Origin of the sequence: Pseudomonas sp. HY7a-MNA-CIBAN-0227, assembly GCF_040310325.1 — a bacterium.
GTDB lineage: Bacteria > Pseudomonadota > Gammaproteobacteria > Pseudomonadales > Pseudomonadaceae > Aquipseudomonas.
On record NZ_JBEOPT010000016.1, the window covers coordinates 112958 to 119157 of the forward strand.

The window sequence follows — 6200 nt, forward strand, 5'->3', positions numbered from 1 at the left end:
CGATCCCAATACTTGCTCAGTCAGTGCTGACGTAGTCGGCGACCACCGTCGCTCATGCTCTGCTGAGAAGTAAACCTATTAAGACCCGTCGGTTTTTAACAGACGGTATTCTGGCGTTTTAGAGGTGAACAACGTGGAGCTTTTATCTGGCGGTGAGATGCTCGTCCGCTTTTTGCGTGACGAAGGCGTCGACTATATCTACGGGTACCCAGGTGGTGCTCTGCTGCATGTCTACGACGCACTGTTCAAGGAACCGGCTGTCACCCACATCCTGGTTCGTCACGAACAGGCCGCAACCCATATGGCTGACGGTTATGCCCGTGCCACCGGTAAAGCCGGCGTGGTACTGGTGACGTCTGGCCCTGGCGCGACCAATGCCATCACCGGCATCGCGACTGCTTATATGGACTCCATTCCGATGGTGATCATTTCCGGCCAGGTGGCGAGCACCATGGTCGGTACCGATGCATTCCAGGAAACCGACATGATCGGTATCTCCCGGCCGATCGTGAAGCACAGCTTCATGATCAAGCATGCTTCGGAAATCCCGGAAGTCATGAAAAAGGCGTTCTACCTCGCTCAATCCGGTCGCCCGGGCCCCGTGGTGGTTGATATCCCGAAAGACATGACCAACCCGGCGGAAAAATTCGAATACATCTTCCCGAAAAAAGCCAAGCTGCGTTCCTACAGCCCAGCCGTTCGTGGGCACTCGGGGCAAATTCGCAAGGCGGCAGAAATGCTCCTGGCGGCCAAGCGTCCGGTGCTTTACGCGGGTGGAGGGGTGATCCTGGGAGGCGGTTCCGCACCGCTGACTGAACTGGCGAAGATGCTCAACCTGCCGGTGACCAATACGCTGATGGGCTTGGGCTCATACCCTGGTTCGGATCGGCAGTTCGTCGGCATGCTCGGCATGCACGGCAGCTACACCGCCAACCTGACCATGCACCATGCCGACGTGATCCTTGCGGTTGGTGCACGGTTCGATGACCGGGTAATCAATGGTGCGAGCAAGTTCTGCCCGAATGCCAAGATCATCCACATCGACATCGACCCGGCGTCTATCTCCAAGACCATCAAGGCTGATGTGCCTATCGTTGGTCCTGTGGAAAGCGTGCTGACCGAAATGGTCGCGGCGCTCAAGGACATCGGCGAAACGCCGAACAAGGACTCCGTCGCCAGTTGGTGGAAACAGATCGACGAGTGGCGCGGTGACCGCGGCCTGTTCCCTTACGACAAGGGCGACGGCAGCATCATCAAGCCTCAAACCGTGATCGAAACCCTGTGCGAAGTGACCAAGGGCGATGCCTATGTCACCTCCGACGTAGGTCAGCACCAGATGTTCGCGGCGCAGTACTACAAATTCGACAAGCCTAACCGCTGGATCAACTCTGGTGGCTTGGGCACGATGGGCTTTGGTTTCCCTGCCGCCATGGGTGTGAAGCTGAGCTTCCCTGATGCCGACGTCGCTTGCGTCACTGGCGAGGGCAGCATCCAGATGAACATCCAGGAGCTGTCGACATGCCTGCAATATGGCCTGCCGGTGAAGATCATTTGCCTGAACAACGGCGTGCTGGGCATGGTTCGCCAGTGGCAGGACATGAGCTACGGCAGCCGTCACTCTCACTCCTACATGGAGTCTCTGCCTGACTTCGTCAAACTGGTTGAAGCCTATGGCCATGTTGGCATGCGCATCACCGATTTGAAGGATTTGAAGCCGAAGATGGAAGAGGCGTTCGCCCTGAAGGATCGCCTGGTGTTCATCGATATTCAGGTCGACACCAGTGAGCACGTCTACCCGATGCAGATCAAAGACGGCTCTATGCGCGACATGTGGCTGAACAAAACGGAGCGTACCTAATCATGCGGCATATTATCTCCCTGCTTCTGGAGAACGAACCGGGCGCTCTGTCTCGTGTGGTCGGCCTGTTTTCGCAACGCAACTACAACATCGAAAGCCTGACTGTGGCGCCGACCGAAGACCCAACCCTGTCGCGCCTGACATTGACTACTGTTGGCCATGATGAGGTGATCGAGCAGATCACCAAGAACCTCAACAAACTGATCGAAGTGGTCAAGCTGGTCGACTTGTCGGAAAGTGCCCACATCGAGCGCGAGCTGATGCTGGTTAAGGTTAAGGCTACGGGCGCTCAACGTGCCGAGATCAAGCGCACTACCGACATCTATCGCGGGCAGATCGTCGATGTGAGCGCCAGCGTTTATACCGTTCAATTGACCGGTACAAGCGACAAGCTGGACAGCTTCATCCAGTCGATCGGGACGGCCTCGATTCTGGAAACTGTACGCAGTGGCGTCACCGGGATCGCCCGTGGCGACAAAGTACTCAGCATCTAACCCAAATTAGCGAATGGCCTTAACGGCCTGGATATATAGAGGAACCTCATGAAAGTTTATTACGATAAAGATTGTGACCTGTCGATCATCCAGGGCAAAAAAGTCGCCATCATCGGCTACGGCTCCCAGGGTCACGCTCAAGCCTGCAACCTGAAAGACTCCGGCGTCGATGTGACTGTTGGTCTGCGCAAAGGCTCGGCCACTGTGGCCAAGGCCGAAGCTCACGGCCTGAAAGTTACCGATGTGGCTTCTGCTGTTGCTGCTGCCGACGTGGTCATGATCCTGACCCCGGATGAGTTCCAGTCCGCGCTGTACAAGACCGAAGTTGAGCCGAACATCAAGAAGGGCGCCACCCTGGCCTTCTCCCACGGCTTCGCGATCCACTACAACCAGGTTGTGCCACGCGCCGACCTCGACGTGATCATGATCGCGCCGAAAGCGCCGGGCCACACCGTGCGTACCGAGTTCGTCAAGGGCGGCGGTATTCCTGACCTGATCGCGATCTACCAGGACGCCTCGGGCAATGCCAAGAACGTTGCACTGTCTTACGCTGCTGGCGTCGGTGGCGGTCGTACCGGCATCATCGAAACCACCTTCAAGGACGAGACCGAAACCGACCTGTTCGGCGAACAAGCCGTTCTTTGCGGCGGTACCGTTGAGCTGGTTAAAGCCGGTTTCGAAACTTTGGTTGAAGCTGGTTACGCGCCAGAAATGGCCTACTTTGAATGCCTGCACGAACTGAAGCTGATCGTGGACCTCATGTACGAAGGCGGTATCGCCAACATGAACTACTCGATCTCCAACAACGCTGAATACGGCGAGTATGTGACTGGCCCGGAAGTGATCAACGCTGAATCCCGTCAGGCTATGCGCAACGCTCTGAAACGTATTCAGGACGGCGAATACGCCAAAATGTTCATCAGCGAAGGCGCAACCGGCTACCCTTCGATGACCGCCAAGCGCCGTAACAACGCCGCTCACGGTATCGAAATCATCGGCGAGCAACTGCGCTCCATGATGCCGTGGATCGGTGCCAACAAGATCGTCGACAAAGCCAAGAACTAAGTCGTAGGTATCAAGGAAAAACGCGGCCTAGGCCGCGTTTTTTCGTTTGGGGGGCAGGTTCTGGTATAAAGCTGCATCGTTTGCGGGCGAACACTCGCCGCAAGTTTCTGTCGAGATTTTTCAAACCGTTGCAAGGTAAAGTCCATGAGCGAACGTCCCGAAGAGCCAAACCAGGCTTCTGACGCCGAAAGCCTGCTACCGATCGATGAGCATGTCGAAGAAGGGCATGACGCTGAAGGCCGTAAAGTCCGGCACCGTGGTATCTATCTTCTGCCTAATCTGTTCACTACTGCGAACCTGTTCGCTGGCTTCTATTCCATTATCAATTCCATGAGTGCCCAGAGCGCTCTTGCGGCCGGTGATACGGTCAGTGCCAGCAAGTACTTTGGCTTTGCTGCGATAGCGATCTTCGTGGCCATGGTCCTCGATGGTCTGGATGGTCGTGTGGCGCGGATGACCAACACCCAGAGTGCATTCGGTGCCGAGTATGACTCGCTTTCCGACATGGTCGCCTTTGGTGTTGCGCCGGCGTTGCTGGCGTTTGCCTGGGCCCTGGGTGATATGGGTAAGGTTGGCTGGATGGTGGCGTTCATTTATGTTGCGGGCGCGGCGTTACGTCTGGCGCGTTTCAATACCCAGGTGGGCACGGCCGACAAGCGTTACTTCATCGGCCTGGCCAGTCCGGCTGCAGCAGGTGTGGTTGCCGGTATCGTCTGGGCGTTCAGTGACTATGGCATCCAGGGGTCGAAGATGTCGTTCCTGGTCGCTTTGATGGTGGCGGCTGCCGGTATGCTGATGGTCAGTAATATCAAGTACAACAGCTTCAAGGAGCTCGATCTCAAGGGGCGCGTGCCCTTCGTGGCGATCCTTGCGGTGGTGTTGGTATTCGCGGTGGTCTTCAGTGATCCGCCGCGGATTCTGTTGCTGGTGTTCCTTGCCTATGCTGCTTCCGGCCCGGTGCAGTATTTGCTTGATCTTCGTAGGCGTAAAACGTTGCCTTAATGTAATTTCCACCATACTCCGCAGTCTATTGGTGCATCAGTCCTCCAAAGCTGCGGAGTTGCCATGTTAATCAAGTTGCCCCAATCGTCCGATTGCCAAGAATCGGAAGTCACTCCCGAATCCCTCTATTTCTCTCGCCGCAGCTTGCTCGGTGGTGCGCTTGCTGGCATGGCTGCCAGTAGCCTGCCGCGCTGGGCCAGTGCTGATGACGCTGCCCGTTATGCGGGCGTCGAGCCAGGCAAGGCGCCAGGCTGGTTTGCCGACAAACTGCCAAGTACCAAGTGGCAGGCGGTTACCGTCAAGGACGAGACGATCACGCCGTTCAAGGACGCGACGCACTACAACAACTTCTATGAGTTCGGTACTGACAAGGGCGATCCGGCAACCAATGCGGGATACCTCAAGACCGAGCCGTGGAGTGTGGTGATCGATGGTGAAGTCGCAAAACCTGGGCGCTATGCTCTGGAAGACTTCATGAAGCCCTATCAGTTGGAGGAACGTATCTATCGTCTGCGCTGTGTTGAGGCGTGGTCGATGGTGATTCCATGGATTGGCTTTCCGATTTCGGCGTTGCTCAAGCAGGTCGAGCCTACTTCCAAGGCCAAGTACATCCGCTTTGAGACCCTGCAGGACCCCAAGAGTATGCCGGGGCAGCGCTCCAGTTTTGCCCTGATTGACTGGCCTTATGTAGAAGGGTTGCGTCTTGATGAGGCGATGAATCCTTTGGCGATCCTGGCGGTGGGTATGTACGGCCGTGAGTTGCCTAATCAAAATGGAGCACCCTTGCGTTTGGTGGTGCCATGGAAGTACGGCTTCAAGAGCGTCAAATCCATTGTGCGAATCAGCCTGGTCAGCGAGCAGCCGAAAACCACGTGGCAAAGCATCGCTGCAGATGAGTATGGTTTTTACGCGAACGTGAACCCTACCGTCGATCATCCGCGCTGGACCCAGGCGCGGGAGCGACGTCTGCCGAGCGGCCTGTTCAGTCCCAATGTGCGCGAGACGCAAATGTTCAATGGCTACGCCGATGAAGTAGCCTCTTTATATACGGGTCTCGATTTGCGGAAGAACTATTGATGCGATACCCGATCTGGCGCCTCGGCGTATTTATAGCTGTGGCCGTATGGCCGTTGCTCTGGTTGTATGAGGCTTGGAGCTTCGCCCTTGGGCCTGATCCAGGGAAAGTACTGGTGGACAGGCTGGGGCTTGGTACTTTGACCCTGTTGCTGATAACCCTGAGCATGACGCCACTGCACAAGCTCAGCGGTTGGGCGGGGTGGATCGGTGTGCGCCGGCAGTTAGGGTTGTGGTGCTTTGCCTATGTGGTTTTGCACCTGGCCGCCTACAGCGTCTTTATCCTGGGGCTTGACTGGTCACAGCTGGGCGTAGAGCTGCGCAAGCGGCCCTATATTATTGTGGGTGCCTTGGGCTTCCTTTGCCTTTTGGTGCTGACGGTAACGTCAAACCGCTATAGCCAGCGTCGGTTGGGTGCGCGCTGGAAGAAGCTGCATCGTATGGTTTACGTGATTCCCGGGCTTGGTCTGCTGCATATGTTGTGGATCGTTCGTGCTGACCTGAAGGAGTGGGCTATCTATGCATCTATAGGTGTACTGCTCCTGGTGCTGCGGGTACCGCCGGTAATGCGCCGGATTCCACGTCTTATAGCGAAAAAAGCACCTTCTGTAACAAAAGCGTAATTAACCCTTGACGGCAGATTCTGGAAGTCTATAATTCGCCCACTTCCGGCGCAGTCGAAACGGAAAACTCCTTGGTAAACAAAG

At 56.2% G+C, this 6200-nt stretch carries 6 protein-coding genes; all 6 read left to right on the plus strand.

What is annotated here, in order from left to right; translation table 11 throughout:
• Positions 1-133: 133 nt before the first annotated feature.
• The gene (locus tag AAEZ06_RS22545) at positions 134-1858 is read left to right on the plus strand and encodes an acetolactate synthase 3 large subunit (RefSeq protein WP_149413197.1); all 1725 of its coding nucleotides are present in this window, start codon (positions 134-136) and stop codon (positions 1856-1858) included.
• Positions 1859-1860: 2 nt separating this feature from the next.
• Positions 1861-2352, plus strand: coding sequence for an acetolactate synthase small subunit (gene ilvN / locus AAEZ06_RS22550; protein WP_003176102.1), 492 nt, complete (start codon positions 1861-1863; stop codon positions 2350-2352).
• A gap of 48 nt (positions 2353-2400) precedes the next feature.
• Positions 2401-3417, plus strand: coding sequence for a ketol-acid reductoisomerase (gene ilvC, locus AAEZ06_RS22555; protein WP_133103540.1), 1017 nt, complete (start codon positions 2401-2403; stop codon positions 3415-3417).
• A 144-nt stretch (positions 3418-3561) separates the two neighbouring features.
• Positions 3562-4419: a CDP-diacylglycerol--serine O-phosphatidyltransferase gene (pssA, locus tag AAEZ06_RS22560; RefSeq protein WP_149413196.1), complete on the plus strand. Its 858-nt coding sequence runs from the start codon at positions 3562-3564 to the stop codon at positions 4417-4419.
• A 63-nt stretch (positions 4420-4482) separates the two neighbouring features.
• Positions 4483-5496, plus strand: coding sequence for a protein-methionine-sulfoxide reductase catalytic subunit MsrP (gene msrP, locus AAEZ06_RS22565; protein WP_149413195.1), 1014 nt, complete (start codon positions 4483-4485; stop codon positions 5494-5496).
• On the plus strand, positions 5496-6116 hold the full coding sequence (gene msrQ, locus AAEZ06_RS22570) for a protein-methionine-sulfoxide reductase heme-binding subunit MsrQ (RefSeq protein WP_350616317.1): 621 nt from the start codon (positions 5496-5498) through the stop codon (positions 6114-6116). The genes msrP and msrQ overlap by 1 nt, the downstream gene beginning before the upstream one ends.
• The last annotated feature ends 84 nt before the right edge of the window (positions 6117-6200 follow it).

What these genes read in the sequence shown, in the direction of transcription:
- ilvN (WP_003176102.1), top strand. Translation starts at nt 1,861, where the DNA reads ATGCGGCATATTATCTCCCTGCTTCTGGAGAACGAACCGGGCGCTCTG.
- ilvC (WP_133103540.1), top strand. Translation starts at nt 2,401, where the DNA reads ATGAAAGTTTATTACGATAAAGATTGTGACCTGTCGATCATCCAGGGC.
- pssA (WP_149413196.1), top strand. Translation starts at nt 3,562, where the DNA reads ATGAGCGAACGTCCCGAAGAGCCAAACCAGGCTTCTGACGCCGAAAGC.
- msrP (WP_149413195.1), top strand. Translation starts at nt 4,483, where the DNA reads ATGTTAATCAAGTTGCCCCAATCGTCCGATTGCCAAGAATCGGAAGTC.
- msrQ (WP_350616317.1), top strand. Translation starts at nt 5,496, where the DNA reads ATGCGATACCCGATCTGGCGCCTCGGCGTATTTATAGCTGTGGCCGTA.